Here is an 18,540-nt window from a genome sequence, read left to right as displayed (position 1 = left end):
AACCTTAATAATTTCTGCTCCACAAACGCCCAAAAAACAAAACACAAATCAAAATAAACAATTCCTTAAAAAGCCACTCACTCTGCGAATGCATGCGGGTAAATTCCGCACTCCTAATGGCAACTTCACCTAGCTGTTGGGCATGTAAAATATAAGGTGTGTAATAAAACACAAACAACAAAGATAAACCTCCAATAGTTAGCCCAAGCACTAAATGCACCCAAAATCTCCTACCCCATATAAAAGATATGATTTCGTATGCCAATACCATTACAGCCACAAACTCTAAGAATTTGTTAAAGCGAGTGAAAATCTGTGCCATAAGCTTTCCACTCTCAAAAGCACTCATAGGAAGTTCTGGCAAAATAGCCGACGCCTTAAACACTACAGGAGCGACTATTGCTCCTAAAATTATCAAAGATCCACACAGAATGCCTAAAATAAGCAAATACACCCCTAAACAAATTTTTTTCATTTTTCACCCTTTTTTAGATTTTTGCAACAAATGATTATAGTCCTTAAACTGCCACACTTTCACTAAAGGAACAAAAAACTCCAAGAGAGCTTGAGTGTCAGTAATATTGTCTTTTAAACCGATAAATACTTCAATATTTACGCCCTTTTCTAATAAAAACTTGATTGTATAACTACTATACTTGTAATTTAATAAAAATTCTAATTCTTTTAGAGAACTCTCTTGCTTAATATTTTCTAACCCTGCATTCAAACCCACTTCTTTATAAAAGTTATCCATGTAGCTTCTTTTATCTTTTTGAAAAAGAAAAAGTTGCAGGCGTTTAAAGGCTAAACTTTTATGACTTAACATACAGGGCGAAAACAATAACAAGGAGTTAATACGCCGTTTTTGCAACACTTCATTAAATGCATATTCTATAGCATTAATAGCCCCCATAGAAAAGCCTGCCACATCATAAGCCCCTTTTAAAAGCCAATCTTGAAATAAAACGCTTTCATTTTGAAACCCAAAACCACTAAAAAAACGCATTTTCACCCATTAAGCAAATCATAAAGATTTGCATGTTCTAAATATTCTTGCTCTAACAATAAAACACTCAGTTGCTTACAAGTAGCCACTTGTGGCTTTAAAAATTCTACTTGCTCTTCATAAAGAGTGCTTAAAAACTCTTTTGTAGGGGCTAAGACTAGCTCACTAATCATAAATTCATTTAAAAACCTTGCTTTTTGCAAATCTTGTTTAGACAGACTATAACGCTCCTTATAGAGCAACTCTAAAATAATTGTCCCACTCAAATAGACTTTAATGTAGCTTTTAATCTCACTTTCGCTGTGGATTTTATTTTCATTAAAAGAGATAAATTCCCCTAACAAGGGGGCTTTATCAAATTCAATTTCTAGCCAATACGCACTTAAGGCTTTCGCACTTTGATACAAAGCCACTAATTCCTTTTGATTTTCATCTAAGGTTTGTGGCTTTTTCTTGCCATAAGCGATTTTATCTTTAACTTCTAAAATATCGCTATGAGTGATTTCTACTCGTTTGTGTTTCAGGGCGTTTAAGGCGCTTTCATTAATCAAAGTCGCTAGCATAGCCCCACTAAAACCCACGCAAATTTTAGCGATTTTAGCATAATCTAGCGTGTGCTTTTTGTTTTCTAAAAGCTTTTCTAAGATGCTTTGTCTCTCCATTAAATCAGGTAAAGAAATCAAAATGCGTCTGTCAAATCGCCCGCTTCTTAATAACGCTTCATCCATCACTTCCATTTGATTAGTCGCTCCTATAACAACCACTTCAGCGTTTTGTAAAAACCCATCCATTTCTGTTAAAAGCTGATTAAGCGTTGCTTCTCTTTCATCGCTTCTATGCCCTCCCCTAGCCTTACCTAAGGCATCAATTTCATCAATAAAAATAATAGAAGGGGCATGCTTTTTAGCATGCATAAAAAGTTCATGCACTTTTTTAGCCCCAGCACCCACATAAATTTGTGAAAACGCGCTCCCGCTTTCATAAAAAAATGGCACCTTAGCCTCGCTCGCTAAAGCTTTTGCAATCATGGTTTTTCCCACCCCAGGGGGTCCTACTAATAGCACACCCTTAGGCAAAAAAATCCCTAAATCTCGGTATTTCTTAGGCTCTTTTAAATAATCTATTACTTCTAATAATTCTTCTTTAACCTCACTCACCCCAGCAATATCTTCAAAACGCACCCCTAAAGTTTCATAACGCTGGAATGAATTTTCTAATTCATTTTTAGAGACGCTTTCTAAGCTCGTTTTAACATTTAATCGTTTAGGTAGCCGCCAAAAGATTCCAAAAAGCATGCTAGAAACAAAAAAAAGCAACGCTAAAATCATCTTAGAAGCCTTGCTTAAATTTTCTTGTTTTTCTATAGGCATATTTTCTGGAATTTTATAAACTCTTAAAAGAGCTTGCTTATTAGTTTTATAAAGACCCTTGTTAGCATAAAAATAATTTTCATCTTCTAATAAAATTTGCTTAGGATTAGACTGAATAATATAAAAAAAATCTTTGCTAGACAAGAGCCTAGAAGAATCACTTAACACCAAAAAAAGGAGTAAACAAAAAGTAAGGATTAAAAAACCTAGTGCAAAAACAAGCGAGCGGTTTTTAATGCGTTTAAAAGGGGTGATTAATTTTTCTAAATTCTTAGAAGTTTGCATGATTTTCTCTCTCCCCTATTTGATACTCCCTAATTTCTAAAAAGCTTGCCTTTAAAGGCTTGTTGCTTTTGATTTTAATAGGGTTAAAAAACTGATCTAGGGCTTTAAAAGTGCTGTCTTTTTGAGACTCAACTAAGATTTTTAAAGGGGTGTTAAGCTTGAGTTGTAATTCTCTAAAAACTTTATTTTTATGATTAATTAAGTCTTTAACCATATTCAAACGCTTTTTAGAATCTTCTAAATTCACGCTATCAGTCATTAAGCTTGATGGAGTACTTTTGCGTTTGCTATAGATAAAAGGGTGGATATGCGTTAAGGGTAAGCTCTCTAGGTTTTTAAACGCTATTTCCCAAACCTTTTGGGTTTCACCCGGGTGTCCTACAATAAAATCCGTGCCGATTGCAAAATTTTTTGAAGCGATTTTTTCTAATAATTCCCTATCGCTTTTTGCACGATTTCTTCTATTCATTCTTTCTAGCATAATGTCATGGCTATGTTGTAAGGCAATATGCAAATGCTTTTCTAAAAAATCTTCTTCTAAAAGCTCTAAAAACTCATCTGTAATTTGATTAGGTTCTAGGCTCCCTACTCTAATGCGTTTTAGTCCATTAAGTTGACTTAATTTTTTAATGAGTCTTGCAATATTGCTTTCTCTATCTTTCCCATAGCTCCCCACATTTGTGCCTGTTAAGACCACTTCTTGAACGCCTTTGGCACATAAAAGGCTCACTTGCTCTAATATTTTTCTCTCTTCAAAACTTCTTGCTCTTCCCCTTACGCTAGGAATGATACAATAATTACAATCAAAATCGCAGCCTTCTTGAATCTTAATAAACGCTCTAGTTTTTCCTACAAATTCGCTCACCATAGTAGAATCTAAATGCTTGTTTTCTAAATCATCATCTATAAAAAAACGCTTTTTTTCTTGCAAGAGTGTGTTAATTTTTTCTTTATTATCATGCCCAAAAACGCCCTTTAAAACCCCTTTTTCAAAAAGCTCTTTGCCTTGAGTTTTCACCCCACAGCCGGTAAATAAAACTTCCTTATTCAATCGTGCCATTTTTTTGGCATAACTTCTTACAGAACTATCAGCTCCATTAGTAACGGTGCAAGAATTAATCACAATGACATCGGCTAAACTTTCTTCTAAAGTTACGCTAAAATCCTTTAAATTTTCCAACATCACTTGCGTATCAAAAAGATTAGTCCTACACCCAAAAGTTTTAAAATAGACTTTTTTCATTTTATCCCCTTTTATCCCCAAAGCCATCGCCATAAGTATCTACTTTAAGCAACTTAGTAGTGGTATAAGCGATATGAATGTCTTCTTCTTTTAAAAAGTTTTCAATGATTTCAGCACTAATCCTACTTCTTAAAGACATGGTCGCATACGAATTGGTTTGATACCATACCGTAATTTTTACGCCATTACTTTCAGGCATCAAAAAACATCGTGGTTTAACGCTCACACTCCTTAAAGAATATTTATCACGCATTCTATTAAGCTGTCTGTAGGTAATATCGGTATATTCTTTGGATAGCTCTGTTGCAATGCTTAAGGCGATTTTAGAGGCCTTTTTGAAATTAGAATCAAAGGTAACGCAAAAATCTATTCCGTCCCACACCGTTTTCATGCCAAAATGGCTGTAATTAGCAAACATGGTAGTAAAAATATAATTATTAGGCACAAAGATAATGCGCCCTGCTCTTCTATTATCCATGTAAGTGGTTAAGGTTACATCTTCTAAAATCGTAATATGCAACATAGAAATATCCAAAACATCGCCAATAAAAGTCGTATTATCTTTTGATACGCGCACCCTATCGCCCACATGCACGCTCCCTCCAATCAAAATAATAAACCACCCCAAAATACTCATAAATAAATCTTTCATAGCAATGGCTAAACCCGCGCTCGCAAAGCCTAGCACGGTTACTAAGTAAGTAACATTCTCTAAATACGAGAGCAAAAAAATCAACAACACCACATTAGCATTGATAAAGTTAATGGCTTTATTAACAGTATAAACCCTCTCGTTATTTTCAATGTATTTGCTAGAGATGATTTTTAAAATCCATGCTAACACCACGCTTAAAAGGGCGATTAAAAGCACATAAGCGAACTTAAAAAGCTGGTCTTTAATTTGAGATTTGACTAATGCAATCGCCTCATCGCTATCTTTTTGAAAAATATCAATCGTGGTTTTTAGAATGTTTTGCGCTCCTTGCAATTCTAGGCGTTTGGCTTGGGTTTGATAAATTTCATTGCTAAGTTTTTTACTTGGTTCTAATTCATGGAGTTGGCTTAAAAGCGTGTATTTAGCGTTTAAATACTTCAAAACATCTTCTAAAGAAAGTTGATTGTTTTTAAGGCTTGCACGCCTTGTGCGAAGCCCTTTAATAAAAGAAATGCCATCAATAATAGCAATAGGATTACTGATACTAGGAATATTAGGGATTTGAGGGCGTTCTATCAAGTCCTTAAACGGATTTACCCTATAGCTCTCAAGCATTTTTTGTTGGGATTCTAGTGCTTTGAAAGTATGCTCTAAAGTGTTGATTTTAAGCATGTCCTTGTTTTTTTTAGATTTGAGGCGTTTTAATTCTTGTTGCACGCTTTCTTTTTCAGTATAAATTTGACTATAAATTTTATAATTCTCAAATTTTTTCAGCCATACATTGTCATTAGATTCTAGTTTTTTATCTATAGACTTCATTTTATTTTCTAAAGCCTTTATAGTATTAGCCTTATTGTCTGCATGCACTAGAACACTTAAGATAACAATGAGACTAAAAACAATCTTTAATGCCATTTATCTAAGACCTTTATAATCGTTTCTTTGGGAATATTAGAGACAATCTCAAACGCCCCAATGTCCTTAGGTAGAACAAATTTAAGCGTATCGTTTTCGCTTTTCTTATCCATAAAAAAGCGTTGATAAAATTTTTCTACATCAACAATCTTATAATCCAAATCTAAATGAAATTTTTTTAATAAATTTTCTAGGCGTTCATGCTCTTTAAAAGTAAGCATGTCTAAATAAAGGGCTAAATCATTCGCCATGCACATGCCAATCGCTACAGCCTCACCATGTAAAAACTTCTCATAATTACTTTCTTTTTCTATCGCATGCCCAAAAGTATGCCCATAATTAAGCCCTGCTCTAATATTTTGCTCTTTTTCATCTTGCATAACCACTTGAGCCTTAATCTTTATGCTTTGAAAAATAACTTCCATAATATGAGAGTTTATACTATTTTTTTCTAAAAAACAAACTAAATTTTTATCAAAACACACCGCCATTTTAATGATTTCAGCTATACCAGATTGAAATTCCCTTTTTTCAAGGGTGTTTAAAAAATGCGAATCAATATAAACCGCTTTAGGTTGGTGGAACGAACCAATTAAATTCTTACCATAAGGCGTATTAATGCCGGTTTTCCCCCCCACACTCGCATCCACTTGAGAAAGTAGAGTGGTAGGCACGCTGATAAAATCAATCCCCCTAAAATAAATGCTACTAGCAAAGCCCACCATATCGCTAATAACACCCCCACCTAAAGCTATCATTAAAGAATGGCGGTTGAGTTGCATTTCAAAGGCATTTTTTAAAATCCGCTCTAATGAAGTGAAATTTTTATGCTTTTCTCCAGATTCTAAAACGCATACTCGCACTTCTAAGGCTTTCAAACGATCTAATAAATAGGGTAAATGTAATCCTGCAACAATGCTATCGCTCACTACAAGCACTTTTTGTTTCATCTCAATAGTAGGTAACACTCCCAAAAAGACTTTATAGCTATTTTCTTTTAAATCAATTAAAATTTCTCGCATGCATTCACTCTACAATGGGGATAAAAATTTGAGGGTTATGATCATTTAAAAATGCCAAACGCTCCACTTTAGTGGATAGAAACCACAAAAAGCGTGTTTTAGTGATACATTCTTCAAAAGGTAGAAAATGCACCACCGGATGCTTTAAAGAATTAAGATATAAAATAGGGTTTCTCGTATCTGTTTGTAAAATATCAATCTTTCTATTATAGGTGTGCGAAAGATTTTCATAACTATCCACAATTTCACTTCTATAGCGTTTGTTAGGGTCAAAGTCATACAATAAAAGCCTTAAATCTAGTTGCGAAGACACATCAAAAATCACTGATGACATATCCTCATTAATATGCAAGCTTTCATTTAAAACCACCACGCTCCTAGAGACTTTAGAAAGCCCCAATTTATTCGTTTTAAACACTGGAGCAAGGCTTTTTTGCAAGGCTTTTCTGTGCTTGCTAGGGCTAAAAAGCTCTTTGCCTACCACGACTAAACCAATTTTTTTCTTATTATCTTCGGCAAGTTTTTGCACAAAATTCTGCCCATAAAAATCCAAATTTACCTCCACGCCCTCTTTTTCTAACGCAGAAATTTTATGATAAATCTTAGGACTAGTGGGGTGTAAAACTTGGATATACAACTTATGGCTTTTTAAATGCTTGTGTAAAAAAAGCGCTTGATACACATCACGCATCATCGCCCTTGGCGATTGTAAACGCATATCAATATACAAATAAATGCTTTTACCAAAAGGAGCTGGGAATTGCCCTACATTGCTTTGGACTTGAAAATACACCCCATTTAAAACTTCAGGGTTACCCACCACCAACAAAACATCTCGTGGCTGTATTACCATAGACACTGAAGAGAGTAAAAATTCATTGTTACGATAAAGCCCTACGATACGAAAATCTTGCTGTCTAATAGAGCCAATATGTCTGTAAGCAAAAATGCTCCCAAAAGGCACGCCAATTTCCATAATTTCGCCTTGTTCTAAGCCAAATTCTTTGGGCGTGCTAGGGATATTAGGCAAGCGAGAGGCAAACTTACTCGCTAAAACTTCTGTTTCATCAATCGTAATGATTTTATCATGGTTTAAAAACAAGTCATGCGCATTTTCTTTTAAGCTTAACACCACACGCATGCGTTTAAAATGCGTCTTTGCAATCTCGCAAATAATGCGTTGTTCCTCCAAATCTGGCATCACAATAAATAAATCGCTCACTTCACTATCAACCACTTGCAAAAGCCTAAAACTTGAAGTCGCATCAAAGCAATGAAAGGAAAAAGTGCTAGGATAATCTTTAGGAATTAAATTTTTATCTTTAACAATCACAATATACAAATTATTACTAAAATAGCGTGCTAAAACCAAGTCTAAAAAATTTTTTGCTACAATGCCATCTAAAATAAGGGCGATTTTTTTCAATTCTAAACTTCCTAAAAATGATTACGCCATTATATCTAAGATTTAAGGCTTAAAAGATGGATTTTCAACTCCAAGCTATGGATAACAACGCACGAGCTGGCGTTTTAAATTTAGCTCACTCTATTGTAGAAACCCCTGTTTTTATGCCTGTAGGCACACAAGGTTGTATCAAATCTTTAGATGCAAATGATATGCAAGAATATTTAAACGCTAAGCTTATTTTAGCTAACACATATCATATGTATCTACGCCCAGGTGAAAGAGTGCTTGAAACTTTAGGGGGCTTACACAACTTTACGCAATTTCAAGGAAGTTTTTTAACTGATAGTGGAGGGTTTCAAGCCTTTAGCTTAAATTCTAATGTCAAATTACAAGAAGATGGAATCATTTTTAAATCACATATTGATGGGAGCAAACACCACTTCACACCCACGAAAGTCCTAGATATTCAATACGCCTTAAATAGCGATATTATGATGGTTTTAGATGATTTAGTGGGCTTGCCAGCACCCCTAAAACGCATTGAAGAATCTATTATTAGAAGTGCTAAATGGGCAAATACTAGCCTAGAATACCACAAAGAAAAAAACCGCCCTAATAATAATCTTTTTGCCATTATCCAAGGAGGAACCAATCTAAAAATGCGAAGTCTAAGTGTGGAATTAACCCATAAAAATTTTGATGGCTATGCTATAGGTGGCTTAGCTGTTGGTGAAAGCACTAACGAAATGGTTGAGACTATCGCTCATACCGCTCCCCTACTACCTAAAGACAAACCACGCTACTTAATGGGCGTAGGCACACCTGAAAATATTTTAGATGCTATCAATTTAGGGGTGGATATGTTTGATTGTGTGATGCCTACAAGAAATGCAAGAAATGCCACACTCTTTACACACTTTGGCAAAATTTCTATCAAAAATGCTCAATATAAAACAGACAATACCCCCATTGAAGAAAATTGCACATGTTACACTTGTAAGCGTTATTCTAAGGCTTATTTACACCATTTATTTAAGGCCAAAGAGCTTACTTATGCTCGTCTAGCAAGCCTGCATAATTTACATTTTTATTTAGAGCTTACCAGAGAGGCTAGAAAGGCGATTTTAGAAAAGCGGTTTTTGAGTTTTAAAAAAGAGTTTTTAGAAAATTATTCAAGGCAAAATTTCTAATCTATTCTCAGTATCCCTAAAATTCCTAATATCTTTAACAAGCAAGCTCTTATTAAGGGTTTCATTCAATCCTACTACTACGAAAAGGGGTAAAAAAACCTAACCTATTTAATTAAGTTAATATTCAACTCTTATAAGCATAAAATAATTTTAAATAAAATGTCTTTAAGTATAATAGTTACACTAAAGTATTAAGTGCCTTTGGTGTTTAGATTATCTTCTTATTTCTTAGTCTTTTCTTTAGCAAACTCTTCTTTTTAAAAATGGATTGATACTCTTGCAATGATTTTTAAGATAGATATAATTCAAGATATTTCTTAGTAGATTGGTTTTAAAATATAGAGTTGTAGCTTGAATAAGATTTTAAGATAGCTCTATTCTTATAAAGCGCTAATAGATTATTTAATCACACAACAAAATGAGCTAATTTAAATAAAAATCAACTAAAAAACTTCGCAAAAAATCAAAAAAAAGAGTTTATCGCTGTAGAGTAATTTTTAGATTAAATACAAAAACTTTTAAAGTCTTTTAATTTTTTATAAGTTTTCAAGTTTGTTAAGGATTTCTTAGTCAGTTTAAGAGTAGCTATTGTAAAATACATTTACGCCCCATAGTTGCATTATGGGGCAAATATACTTTCTTTAAGAGTTTGTCATGGAAATCAAACATGATAAAAACTCTTGGCTAGTATTATACATTAAATTCTCTTTTAAGGGATTTAAAGTAGTCTTTTCTATAGAAAAGTAATGAGCCAAAGTTCCTCTAAGCTCTTAAAGCTTAGGGGTTTCCTTTAGAGTAGTAGATTTGTCTTTCAAAACTTTTGGGGCGTTTTAATTAAGTGTAAACAAGTAAGGAATACCATAATCTTTCAATCAAATCTCTTAATTTTTAAAGGATTTAAAAAAGCGTATTAATGGCAACATTCTCTCGTAAGTTTTACGAAAAATTTTATAAGACTTAGTTTCTGCAAACAATAACGGCTCATACAAATCACGATACCAAATAAAAGGGTTATCATGATAAATTTCATCATTCTCTAAAATATTCTTAAAAAAATCTAAAATCTTTTTAAAACTCAAGTCTTGATAAAAACAAGGCTTACCATTAACAGAATTTAAAGGGTTTTCATATAGCATGTCTAAATACGCATTTTTATGCGTATTTAAGTATCTCACATAATCAATAACTTCATCAAAATCTTTAAAATCATGCACATTCACAAAACTCTTAGGATTAAAATCTTTAGCCACACTAGGACTCCCCCAATAGATAGGAATAGTATGACTAAAATAAGCGTCTATGATTTTCTCTGTTACATAGCCATAACCTTTAGAATTTTCAAAACATAAATTAAATTTGTATTGACTTAAAAATTCCCATTTATTACTTACTCTATAACCCAAGGTGTTCTTTACCCCCCCCCAGCAATCGCATCTACACAACTTAAAGCATCATAAAAAGCATTTCTTATAGGTGCTTCTTTATTGCTAGAAACAAAACTTACAAAACCTCTTTTAAAGGGGTCAGCTTGCCCCTTTAAAATCTTATATAAGTTAGGAAATTCCTCTCTAAAATGCGTGCCATCTTTCTTTGTATAAGGACTATTAAAGGTTTTGTAGGGTGTGTCATCATTGGCACGACAAAGTGTAAAAAGGTTTATATAATGCAATGACAAATAATATGTTGGCACACGCAAATAACGATTGCCAAATTCCAAATTATCACAACCTATAGCATAATCGAATAAATTAAAATTAACAACTTCATTTTCACCGCTATACCAGAAACGCTTAGTATTATGATAAGATAGAATATTTCTTGTAGCCCCATTAGGCACACCAAAAACTATATCAGTTGGTCTATGAAAGTCTTTATGTAAAGTAATCTCATAATACTGACTTAAGATAAAATATAAAAGATGTTCCTTGAAACCCTGTAAGGAATCTTCGCTCCACCAATTCGCTACAGCTATGTTTAAAGGGGGTTTATAAGAGACTTCATCAATCTCACAACTTTCTATGTAAGCATCCAGTAGTGGTTGGAACAAAAACAATCCTTCAAAATCTAATATCTAGAATTATTTTGACACAAAAAACATTAAAACTACCTAATATTAACAATTATCACAGCCTATGATTCAAAAACCTAAAGAGAGCTTAAACTCTCTAAAAAGCTAGAGTTAAAGTAGCGCTATAGACCCCACTCTCAAAATTGCTCGCTGCACCTTGAGGCAAATGAATGTGCATATATTTCAAACACCCATTGACCACTTTATCATACTTTTTTTCAAAAGAATGGTGGTGTTCTAAGGGTGCGGAAAAATTCTTGTCTAGCTCAAAGCGATTAGCCTTAACAAATAAGCTCTCCCCAAAAAGCGATTTCATCGCCGAAACAAACACACGCTTATGAATAGGAATAGTAATAATACCATCACTCACAGATGACACTAAAGGGCGTGAAGAAAACAAGCTAATCCCCCTAATCTCTTCTGCACCCACAACGCTCCAAAAAATGCCTAAAATAACTAGCGTCCTAACCCCATCATTTATCCTTTAAACTTGCTGTTCGTTTTTTTTAAAAAAAGGCACTCTATCGTAAAATTCCTTAAAATCCTATTAAGAAAGCCTTATTTTGAGATACCATTCTAGCCAATTTTTAATAACAATCTTTTCCTAAAATCTCTTTTTTGACTAAAAATGATAAAAATCTCTCAGGCATTTGAGAAATTATCCTATAACGCGCCCCTTTAAATTCAAATTCCAAGCTAGTGGCATGGAGCATAAGTAGTGGGGCATTATTTTCACGCTTTAATCTTAGATATTCTCTGGCATTTTCATCATTCACCCCATAAAGCCCTTCGCCTACAATTCTATGACCCACGCTACTTAAATGCAAGCGGATTTGGTGCGTGCGCCCGGTGAGTGGGGTAACTCTAATTAAGCTAGTATCCAAAAAAGAATTGTAAGTTAATGGCTCAATAAGCGTCATTGAGAGTTTGCCTAAAGGAGAAATACAAGAGCGGATACGCAAATCTTTTTGAATGTTTTGTGGCACTAAAATGGGCTTATTGACACACAAGCTTTGAGTGATTTTACCATGCACTAAGGCTAAATAACTTTTCTTAACTTTTTTTTGCATAAAGAGTGTTTTTAAATCTTTGGTGCTTTGTAGAGTTTTACCCACTAGGACTAACCCACTGGTTTCATAATCTAGTCTGTGGGCTGGGTGGGCGTTTTTACCAAAATGAGACTGAATGCAATCTAGCAAGCTTTCATGGTAAAAATAGCCCTTAGGGTGGGTATAAACTTGAGCTAATTTGTCAAACACGCCAAAGTCTTTGGTTTCAAAAACAAGCTTTTGAGAGTTTTGATTAGGCTTAAAATAAATCAAGCTTACTAAACCTTGAATGATTTGAGATTTACGCACTATTTTATGAGCTTGTTTTAAGCGTTCTTTGTCAATATGGCGTTGAGCTTCTTTGAGTGAGCATTTTAAAATATCACGCACAAAAAATAAGGCTTTTGTGGGCTTTAAAATTTCAAATTCTTCTTCAATAAAAGGCACTACAATAAACTTTTAACAAACATCTTAGGCTCATTAGAATACTCATCTAACTCCACGCTAAAAAGCACACCCACTTTTTCACCCACTTTCAAAAATCGTTCAGCACAAAAATAAATGGCGTCTTTCACGCATTCATTGTCTTTAAAACGCAAAATTTGATGGCTTTCTTTAATAATCTTCTCTTCTATGACTTCTAAATTTTGAGCTTCAAATAAAGGTTCTGGGTTTTCTTGTCCATAAGGTTCGCCCAATTCTATAATCTCTAAAAGCTCTTTATCCACATCTCTCAGCTTTAATTCCAAAGGCTCTATAGCACTATGAACGCTCTCTATTTGCCATTCATACAGCTCTAAAGCCTCAAAAACTTGCATAACTTTTTCTTGCTCTAAACTAAGTCCACAAGCCTTTCTATGCCCCCCATATCCTAATAAAAGATGAGACACACCATTTAAGGCATCAATTAAATTAATCCCTTGAAAACTACGCCCACTCCCTTTAAAAACCCCATTTTTAAGCCCTAAAACCAAACTTGGTTTTTGAGTAGCCTCTACTAAGCGTGATGCAACAATACCCAAAACCCCCTCATGCCAACTCTCCTTAAAAGCAATCACAACCTTTTTTCCTTTTAAAGCACACTCTAAAGCCTCTTCAAAAACTTGCTGTTGGGTAGCTTTTCGCTCCAAATTGCATGTTTTTAGTTGGTGGTATAAAATTTGTCTTTGAGTTTCACTCCTAGCATTTAAAAAATCTAAGGCTATTTTGGGGTCTTGCATACGCCCTGCAGAGTTGAGTAAAGGAGCGATATTAAAAGAAATATCACTCGCTTTCAAAGAACGCTTTCTAAAAACTTCTCTTTCACGCAAAAACCCCATGGCCCCTATTGGCTCTTTTTGTAAAAAATACAAGGTTTTTTGCACTAAAAAGCGATTAAAAAAGGTCAAAGGCATCATATCAGCAATCGTAGCCACTCCAGCTAGGCATAATAACTCGCTAGAATGGCTTTTTTCTTTTTTTAAGAGTTTATGAATGCCATAACATAAATAAAATGCCACTAGCGCCCCACACACTTCTTTTTGCACAAAAGCACAATCAGGTTGTTGGGGGTTAATTACGGCATAGGCATTAGGCACTTCATCATTATGCAAACAATGATGGTCTGTAATGATGAGCGTATAATTTTTTTCTTTACAAAAATCTGCAGCTTCAAAGGCACTAATGCCATTATCCACCGTGATAATCAAGGGGGCATGATGTTTTTCTAAAAACTTTTTAGAAATTCCATAGCCATCAACAAAGCGATTAGGGATTGCAAAGCGAGCATGTTTATAACCTAAAGCCTCAAAAAATTTCGCCATAATAGCTGTGCTAACTACACCATCTACATCATAATCGCCTACCACTAAAATTTCAGTGTTGGTTTGCATAGCCTCTACAATTTTAGAAGCACCCTTTTCTAAATCTTTAAACAAAAAGGGCGAGGGAAACCCCTTTTCATAAGAAATAGAAGTGATTTGCTCTTCTATTTGGGCTTTAAGCTTTTGTTTCATCTCTTATTGATTAAGATTTATTACGAGCATGCTTAATAAAATCTAAAATAATAGGATTAGGGCTTTGCAACCTAGAAGTAAACTCCGGATGGAATTGCACGCCCACAAAGAAAGGATGGTTTTTTAATTCAACCGCCTCAACCAAGTCATTAGCCCCAACACCCACAACCTTTAAGCCCTGAGATTCCCACTCCTTGCGATAAATAGGATTAACCTCATATCTATGGCGGTGGCGCTCTTTCACGCACGATTTTTTATACGCGCTTTCTAGCTTACTGTTTGGTGCAATCTTGCATTCATATTCGCCTAATCGCATAGTCCCCCCTAAAGGCGAATTATAAGTGCGCACTTGCTTATGATTATTTTGGTCAATAAAATCTTCAATTAAATACACTACCGGATTCTCACAATCTTTGTCAAACTCCGTAGAATTAGCCCCCTTTAAACCCAAAACATTATGACAAAATTCAATAATGGCTAATTGCATGCCTAAACAAATTCCTAAGAAAGGAAGTTTTTCTAACCTAGCTCTTTTTATCGCACACATTTTTCCTTCAATGCCCCTTTCTCCAAAGCCTCCGGGAACTAAAATCGCATCAACACCTTCTAAGTCAGTTTCATCGTTAAAATTCTCGCTATCTAGCCATTTAATCTCTACATGTGCATCCAAATGCGCCCCCGCATGCGTTAAAGCCTCAATCAAAGATTTATAAGATTCTTTTAAACTTAGATACTTGCCTACAAAGCCGATTTTCACTTTGTGTTTAGGAGCGATAATCTTTTCTACTAGAGTGTTCCATGCCGCCATTTTAGGGTGTAGTTTATTTAAATTAAAGCGTCTAGCAATGGGCGTAAGAATGCCTTCTTGCAAGAAAAGAATTGGGCATGCATAAATGCTTTTTGCATCAGTAGCGACAATCACGCTGTCTTGTTCTACATCACAACTTAAAGCGATTTTCTTTTTCAACTCTTTATCTAATGGCTTAGGCGAACGGGCTAAGATAATTTGGGGCGTTACTCCAAGACGGCGTAATTCTTGCACTGAATGTTGCGTGGGCTTAGTTTTTAATTCATTAGTGGTTTGGATATAGGGGATTAAGGTTACATGCACATTAATCACTTTTTCACTTCCTAGCTCTAATTTAAGCTGTCTAATAGCCTCTAAATAAAACATACCCTCCATATCGCCCACGGTTCCGCCCACTTCAACGATTAAAAAATCTAGTCCCTTAGCTGCATTTTTAATGCGCCTTTTAATTTCATCGGTTACATGGGGGACTATTTGAATAGTCTTGCCTAGATATTTACCTTTTCTCTCATTTTCTATCACGCTTGAAAAAATCTGACCGGTAGTGAAATTATTCAATCTCGTTAAATTCTTATTCAAAAAGCGTTCATAATGCCCTATGTCTAAATCTGTTTCAGCTCCATCACTTGTAACAAACACTTCGCCATGCTCTAAGGGACTCATCGTGCCCGGGTCAATATTAATATAAGGGTCAATTTTTAAAATAGAAACTTGGTAGTTGCAATGTTGTAAAAGCGTAGCAATTGAAGAGGAAGAAATCCCTTTTCCTAGAGAGCTTAATACTCCCCCTGTAACGAATATAAATTTGGCTCTATCCATAATGTTATCGTGTTCCTTTTGATTTTATATTCTAAATTGTAGTCTAAAAAGGGTTAAAAAGCCTTGAAAAACGATAAAATCTCATTGTATTTTAATGAAAAGACTCTATAAGACATTTTATCTTTTAGTTTCTTATCAGCTCTTTTCTACTAAAATATAAGGCTTTTATTTTTTAAAATTTTTGAGAAATGTTTTTTGAATTTAAAATAAGAAATTAAAGCCACTTAAATAATTTAAGGAATGCTAAATAATCATGCCAACGGATAAAACACTAGAAAATAATCTCTCTAAAGAACCACAAAAACCTTTATATGCCCAAGTAAAAGCTCTCTTTGTTTTGGGTGCTATTTTTAGTTTGCTTTTTGGAATAATTGCTTGTTTGGTTCTCTTTGGTCATGCAGATTTTTTAGACCAAGCGATTTTTAGCCTAGTGCGTTCACACCCCTTTGATTCCAATCCTACTTTAGCTGAAGTGGTGCGTCATGCGACTTTTTTAGGCTCTTCAAAACTTATTTTACCCCTAAGCTTATTAGTAGGAGGGTTTTTAGCACTCTATCGTAAAAATTTAGTGCTTGGGGTGTGGTTTGTGCTTAGTGTTGTGATTACTGAGGCGGTTTTAAAACTTTTAAAACATCTCATCGCACGCCCTAGACCAAACCCCAATGAGTGGCTTTCAAATCCGCATGGTTTTAGCTTTCCTAGTGGGCATTCGCTTTCTAGTGCCATTTTCTATGGACTAATCATTTTGCTATTACCCCATTTTATCTCTAATCAAAAGATTAGAAACGCTCTCATATACGCCTTGCTTTTTTTCATTCTTTTAATGGGATTAGCTCGTATTTATTTGGGGGTGCATTATCCTAGTGATGTTTTAGGGGGGTTTTGTTTAGGAGCGTTAGGGGCTTGCTTTTTGGTTGGAGCCTATTTGAGCGTGTTTAAAAAGTTTTAAGCATTTTGATACATACAGATATGCTGGTTATCTAGTTTTTGGGAGAGGATATTAGGCGTTGGACTTAAAGGCGTTATTACAGCAGTTTATTAATCTATTTACTAAACTCAATAAAAAACAAAAAATTGCCATTATTTCAGCTAGTGTGTTGAGTGTAGCACTGATTGTTTTTTTATTAGTCTATCCTGCCCATGATAAAAAATATTCTAGTGGTTATGGCGTGCTTTTTGAAGGAATGGATGCAAGTGATAACGCTTTAATTTTACAACATCTCCAGCAAAATCAAATCCCTTATAAAATCCCTAAAGATGACACCATTCTCATTCCTAAGGATAAAATCTATGAAGAAAGGATTGCCCTTAGCTCTCAAGGCATTCCAAGAACAAGCAAAGTAGGTTTTGAAATTTTTGACACTAAAGACTTTGGGGCGACTGATTTTGACCAAAATATCAAACTTATTAGAGCGATTGAAGGCGAACTCTCACGCACGATTGAAAGCTTAAACCCTATCGCTAAAGCCAATGTGCATATTGCTGTGCCTAAAGATAGCGTGTTTGTCTCCAAAGAAACGCCTCCAACTGCCTCTGTCATGCTTAAGATGAAACCTAACATGAAACTTTTACCCACTCAAATCTTAGGCATTAAGAATTTGATTGCTGCCTCTGTGCCAAAGCTTGTGATAGAAAATGTTAAGATTGTGAATGAAAATGGCGAGCCACTAGGCGAAGGCGATAGCTTAGATAATTCTAGAGAACTAGCCCTAGAGCAACTCCACTACAAACAAAACTTTGAAAACATTTTAGAAAGTAAAATCATGAATATTCTCTCCCCTATCGTGGGAGGCAAGGATAAGGTGGTAGCAAGGGTTAATGCAGAATTTGATTTTAGCCAAAAGAAAAGCACTAAAGAGACTTTTGACCCTAATAATGTCGTTAGGAGCGAGCAAAATTTAGAAGAAAAAAAAGAGGGAGCTCCTAAAAAACAAGTCGGTGGCGTTCCCGGAGTGGTGAGTAATATTGGTCCTGTGCAAGGGCTAAAGGATAATAAAAACCAAGAAAAATACGAGAAATCTCAAAACACCACGAATTATGAAGTGGGTAAAACTATCAGTGAGATTAAAGGCGAGTTTGGAACTTTAGTGCGTTTAAATGCCGCTGTAGTTGTTGATGGCAAGTATAAAAGTGTTACTAAAGATGATATAACCTCTTTAGAGTATGTTCCCTTAAGTGATGAGGCGTTAAAAAAAATTAATGCCCTTGTCAAACAAGCCATTGGCTATAGCCAAACTAGGGGCGATGATGTAACGGTAAGTAACTTTGAGTTTAACCCCTATGTGCCAACTATCAATAACGCTACCTTAGCAGAAAAAATTGCCAATAAAGCCCAAAAAATCTTAGGCCCTTTCACACCACTCATCAAATATATTCTTGTGGCTATCGTGCTGTTTGTATTCTACAAAAAAGTGATTGTGCCATTCAGCGAACGCATGCTTGAAGTCGTGCCTGATGAAGATACAGAAGTCAAATCTATGTTTGAAGAAGAAGATGAAGAAGAAGATGAGTTAAATAAGTTTGGTGATTTAAGAAAGAAAGTAGAAGACCAGCTGGGGCTTAATGGTGGCTTTAGCGAAGATGAAGTAAGATACGAAATCATGTTAGAAAAAATTAAAGGCACCCTTAAAGAACGCCCTGATGAAATCGCTACTCTATTTAAGCTACTCATCAAGGACGAAATAGGCTCTGAAGGAGCAAAAGGCTAA

General features: G+C 34.9%; 14 protein-coding genes and 1 pseudogene. 3 read left to right on the top strand and 12 right to left on the bottom strand.

Translation table 11 applies throughout. From position 1 onward, the window contains the following. Positions 1-4: 4 nt before the first annotated feature. The 7 genes from C6H25_RS05160 to C6H25_RS05130 form a co-directional block, all read right to left on the bottom strand. Entirely contained in the window at positions 5-475 is a 471-nt protein-coding gene (locus tag C6H25_RS05160; RefSeq protein ID WP_104748390.1) for a DUF4149 domain-containing protein, read from the bottom strand. Positions 476-478: 3 nt separating this feature from the next. Continuing rightward, a complete protein-coding gene (bioV, locus tag C6H25_RS05155; protein WP_104748389.1) occupies positions 479-1,006 on the bottom strand; it encodes a pimelyl-ACP methyl ester esterase BioV in 528 nt (175 codons plus the stop codon). Between the two features lie 2 nt (positions 1,007-1,008). Then, positions 1,009-2,661 carry an AAA family ATPase gene (locus C6H25_RS05150; protein WP_104748388.1) on the bottom strand — a complete coding sequence of 551 codons (1,653 nt, stop codon included), beginning with the start codon at positions 2,659-2,661 and terminating at the stop codon, positions 1,009-1,011. Then, positions 2,648-3,904, bottom strand: a complete 1,257-nt coding sequence (gene mtaB, locus C6H25_RS05145; protein ID WP_104748387.1) for a tRNA (N(6)-L-threonylcarbamoyladenosine(37)-C(2))-methylthiotransferase MtaB — start codon at positions 3,902-3,904, stop codon at positions 2,648-2,650. Before mtaB ends, C6H25_RS05150 begins: the two co-directional genes overlap by 14 nt. A 1-nt stretch (position 3,905) precedes the next feature. Then, positions 3,906-5,378: a mechanosensitive ion channel family protein gene (locus C6H25_RS05140; protein WP_418904548.1), complete on the bottom strand. Its 1,473-nt coding sequence runs from the start codon at positions 5,376-5,378 to the stop codon at positions 3,906-3,908. An 86-nt stretch (positions 5,379-5,464) separates the two neighbouring features. After that, a complete protein-coding gene (aroB, locus tag C6H25_RS05135) occupies positions 5,465-6,496 on the bottom strand; it encodes a 3-dehydroquinate synthase (RefSeq protein ID WP_104748385.1) in 1,032 nt (343 codons plus the stop codon). A 4-nt stretch (positions 6,497-6,500) separates the two neighbouring features. Then, on the bottom strand, positions 6,501-7,922 hold the full coding sequence (locus C6H25_RS05130) for a COG3400 family protein (protein ID WP_104748384.1): 1,422 nt from the start codon (positions 7,920-7,922) through the stop codon (positions 6,501-6,503). Between the two features lie 56 nt (positions 7,923-7,978). Here C6H25_RS05130 and tgt point away from each other — a divergent pair, with 56 nt between their 5' ends. Next, on the top strand, positions 7,979-9,094 hold the full coding sequence (gene tgt, locus C6H25_RS05125; RefSeq protein ID WP_104748383.1) for a tRNA guanosine(34) transglycosylase Tgt: 1,116 nt from the start codon (positions 7,979-7,981) through the stop codon (positions 9,092-9,094). Positions 9,095-9,975: 881 nt separating this feature from the next. Here the strand turns inward: tgt and C6H25_RS05120 are convergent. From C6H25_RS05120 to pyrG, 5 genes and pseudogenes are all read right to left on the bottom strand, one after another. Continuing rightward, positions 9,976-11,141 (bottom strand): annotated as a pseudogene (locus C6H25_RS05120) (glycosyltransferase family 10 domain-containing protein). 118 nt (positions 11,142-11,259) lie between these two features. After that, positions 11,260-11,592 (bottom strand): hypothetical protein, encoded by a 333-nt coding sequence (locus C6H25_RS05115; protein ID WP_233707337.1) that lies wholly within the window; start codon positions 11,590-11,592, stop codon positions 11,260-11,262. Between the two features lie 157 nt (positions 11,593-11,749). Further along, complete coding sequence (locus tag C6H25_RS05110) at positions 11,750-12,658, bottom strand: RluA family pseudouridine synthase (RefSeq protein WP_104748381.1); 909 nt, start codon at positions 12,656-12,658, stop codon at positions 11,750-11,752. Beyond that, positions 12,658-14,205, bottom strand: coding sequence for a single-stranded-DNA-specific exonuclease RecJ (gene recJ, locus C6H25_RS05105; protein ID WP_104748380.1), 1,548 nt, complete (start codon positions 14,203-14,205; stop codon positions 12,658-12,660). Before recJ ends, C6H25_RS05110 begins: the two co-directional genes overlap by 1 nt. 10 nt (positions 14,206-14,215) lie before the next feature. After that, positions 14,216-15,832: a glutamine hydrolyzing CTP synthase gene (gene pyrG, locus C6H25_RS05100; RefSeq protein ID WP_104748379.1), complete on the bottom strand. Its 1,617-nt coding sequence runs from the start codon at positions 15,830-15,832 to the stop codon at positions 14,216-14,218. A 253-nt stretch (positions 15,833-16,085) separates the two neighbouring features. Between pyrG and C6H25_RS05095 the strand changes: the two genes are divergently transcribed. Beyond that, a complete protein-coding gene (locus C6H25_RS05095) occupies positions 16,086-16,781 on the top strand; it encodes a phosphatase PAP2 family protein (RefSeq protein WP_104748378.1) in 696 nt (231 codons plus the stop codon). A 58-nt stretch (positions 16,782-16,839) separates the two neighbouring features. Beyond that, the gene (gene fliF / locus C6H25_RS05090) at positions 16,840-18,540 is read left to right on the top strand and encodes a flagellar basal-body MS-ring/collar protein FliF (protein ID WP_104748377.1); all 1,701 of its coding nucleotides are present in this window, start codon (positions 16,840-16,842) and stop codon (positions 18,538-18,540) included.

The organism is Helicobacter cetorum, assembly GCF_900198405.1.
GTDB classification, from domain to species: Bacteria; Campylobacterota; Campylobacteria; order Campylobacterales; family Helicobacteraceae; genus Helicobacter; species Helicobacter cetorum_C.
The sequence above is the reverse complement of the archived record's forward strand: the minus strand, read 5'-3'. Positions and strand labels throughout refer to the sequence as shown.